At 59.1% G+C, this 2,479-nt stretch carries 4 protein-coding genes and 1 pseudogene; all 5 read left to right on the top strand.

What is annotated here, in order from left to right:
* Positions 1-377 precede the first annotated feature (377 nt).
* Positions 378-638 carry a hypothetical protein gene (locus FS320_RS41705; RefSeq protein ID WP_152718430.1) on the top strand — a complete coding sequence of 87 codons (261 nt, stop codon included), beginning with the start codon at positions 378-380 and terminating at the stop codon, positions 636-638.
* Between the two features lie 141 nt (positions 639-779).
* Positions 780-1,028, top strand: a complete 249-nt coding sequence (locus FS320_RS41700; protein ID WP_152718429.1) for a Holliday junction ATP-dependent DNA helicase RuvA — start codon at positions 780-782, stop codon at positions 1,026-1,028.
* A 265-nt stretch (positions 1,029-1,293) separates the two neighbouring features.
* A complete protein-coding gene (locus FS320_RS41695; protein WP_162003604.1) occupies positions 1,294-1,749 on the top strand; it encodes a GNAT family N-acetyltransferase in 456 nt (151 codons plus the stop codon).
* A 181-nt stretch (positions 1,750-1,930) separates the two neighbouring features.
* Positions 1,931-2,200, top strand: coding sequence for a DUF6894 family protein (locus FS320_RS41690; RefSeq protein ID WP_152718427.1), 270 nt, complete (start codon positions 1,931-1,933; stop codon positions 2,198-2,200).
* Positions 2,201-2,344: 144 nt separating this feature from the next.
* A pseudogene (locus tag FS320_RS49320) lies at positions 2,345-2,479 on the top strand (IS630 family transposase); the annotation flags it as partial.

Here is a 2,479-nt window from a genome sequence, read left to right as displayed (position 1 = left end):
TGCGGATGAAGGGAGTGCATCACGTCCTCCTGCGGTGAGAAGCTCGGCGTCGCAGGCCGTCAAAGCGCCAAGTGTACTCCTCAATGGCGTAACGCACCCGATCCCAACAACGTTCCGCCACCAAACAATTAGAGCATCGGATCATTAAGTGGACGCACCACCAGCGGCCGCGAGACGGATCCAAGGATTGCTGAGATGCAAAACTTACCGGATCCGACTTCTCGTCCGATGCTCTAGCGCGTAAGATAATTGTCCGCAAATTGCGCGTAAGCCCCTGTATGGAACAGGGGCAGCGCTGTAGGCGCTGCCCCTCGTGAAAGGGCGGCGGCCTAAAGATTGGATTATACTTCGGCTGTCGAGTTGCAGAGGAGGGATCCATGCCTGACTTCAAGCAATTGACCGAAGGCCAAAAGCCTGCCGATGCGGAGAGGTGTATTCTCATCGAGGTCATTCACGAACCGGCTATCGGGAAGCAATACACTGTGACCGGAAAAGGCATCGAGCCGAACGACCAGATGCGCAACAAGACCACATACCACACCCTGCAAGAGGCGCGTGAACGGGCTCTGGAATGGGCCAAGGCCGTGGCTGTGCCCGTCATCTACCTGAGAAGCGACGGTGCGCTCACGGAGCGGTAATTCGCAGAAACGCCTTTACGGAACTGTGCTGGTAGTCTCCTCTATGAGCGCGTATAATGCTTTATCGCCGGCAGGAACTGATCCAGGCACCGACGGCCGAGAGATACGCGCGCTCCCGCCTGTAAGGCTCAGGAGCTGCATATGTCCCATCAATATGAAACCTGCGAAGGGACCCTTGAGGGTCTCTATTTACCTTGCCTCGCCTGGGAGGTGCTCCGCCGAGAGGACATCCAGACGATCGATCAGCTCAGGGCCATCGCTGGTCAGCTTGAGCGGTTCGTCGGCATCGGATCCAAAACGGCGCAAGCAATCAGACTAGAACTCGACCGTATCGCGGCACCCGGAGAGCAAACATCCGGTGAGGGGCAGCTTTCTGCATGGGCCGCGTAATTCCGATAGACGCTTTTTGACAAGCGGTTCAGCCTCGGGCGAGGACCGTTGACGCTGCTCCGCACCAGGCGCAAAATCAAAGCCTGTGATGGTCGCGCACGGCGATCGGAATCCCGGTGGCGGCCCGCCGCTCCTCACAGGCAAGGCCTCGGATCGCCCGCCGGGGCCTTCGTTGTATCTGGGCGCGAATTTCCGATAATGATTTATGGAATGCCTGCCTTAGGGCAGCATGGAGCCTCTAGACGAGGCTGGCAGGGGCGTGCGTATGGAGATCAGAGGAGCCCGTACCGAAGACGCCGGGCAGGCTTGTACGGTGCTGCGTCGTTCGATCCAGGAGCTATGCCACGCAGACCACAACGGAGATGCCGCCCGGCTGGCGGATTGGCTTTTCAACAAGACCCCGGAGAACGTGGCGGCTTGGATCAGGAACCCTCAGAGCCTTGTCTTTGACGCCACGGAAGGTGAGACGATCCTCGGGGTAGCCGCCATGACCAATACCGGGAAGATTACCTTGAACTATGTTTCGCCCGAGGCGCGGTTCCGGGGGATCAGCAAGGCGCTGATCGACCGGCTGGAGGCACAGGCTCGGGAACTGGGCCTGGACCGCTGCACACTCAACAGCACCGAGACGGCGCGCCAGTTCTATCTGTCTCTCGGTTACCAGGAGCAAATTGCGCCAACCAATGAGGCCTGCCGTTCGATGGCAAAAGCCCTGATCTGAGATCGGATCTTGGACCAAAATTTCCGATAAGCCTCTATATGGAATGTGGCCGCTGACATCTGGGCGGCAGATCTGAACGAAAGGGTCTCCAAGCCATTGACCCTTATCGCCGGCATGGATGATCCAGGCGCCGGTGACCGAGAGATCCGTGCGCTCCCGCCTGTCGGCAGAGGAGCGCCCCATGCCCCGCTATTACTTCCATGTGATCGACGGCCGCAGCATCATCGACAATGAAGGGTCGGAGCTTGCCGGTCTTTGGCAAGCCCGCGTCGAGGCGATCCAGTTGGCTGGCGCCATCCTGCGCGATGAAGATGACACATTCTGGAAGGGTGAACAGTGGCACATGAATGTCACCGATGCCTCAGGACGGTCGGTGCTCAAGCTCCACTTCTCAGCCGACGATCCGGGCATCGCCCCTGACGAAGACCGAGAGATCGAGACCTTGGCTTAGCTCGTCCTCGGCATGTCGTGGTGTTGCAACCAAGATGGAATGTCCGGTGCTGAGCAGAAGAAGCGAAGCCACCTAGTGGTTTCCGCCTAACAAAAGAGTCCGCGTGAGGATTCCCCCTGGCTTGTGCGTATGCGAGGCTGCAGCATGCGCACTGGTATCTCCATCACCCTTAACTCCTCAGACAGGCAGCGCCTTGAGGCTGTTATCAGCAACCGGAACACGGCCCAGAAGCATGTCTGGCGGGCCGCCATCGTGCTGCTGAGCGCCGATGGTGTCGGC

Origin of the sequence: Microvirga tunisiensis, assembly GCF_009296175.1 — a bacterium.
Lineage (GTDB): Bacteria > Pseudomonadota > Alphaproteobacteria > Rhizobiales > Beijerinckiaceae > Microvirga > Microvirga tunisiensis.
This window is presented reverse-complemented; position numbering and strand designations above follow the sequence as displayed.

Excerpts from the sequence above, each read along its gene's own strand:
- FS320_RS41695 (WP_162003604.1), top strand. The coding sequence starts at position 1,294 with ATGGAGATCAGAGGAGCCCGTACCGAAGACGCCGGGCAGGCTTGTACG.
- FS320_RS41690 (WP_152718427.1), top strand. The coding sequence starts at position 1,931 with ATGCCCCGCTATTACTTCCATGTGATCGACGGCCGCAGCATCATCGAC.
- FS320_RS41705 (WP_152718430.1), top strand. The coding sequence starts at position 378 with ATGCCTGACTTCAAGCAATTGACCGAAGGCCAAAAGCCTGCCGATGCG.
- FS320_RS41700 (WP_152718429.1), top strand. The coding sequence starts at position 780 with ATGTCCCATCAATATGAAACCTGCGAAGGGACCCTTGAGGGTCTCTAT.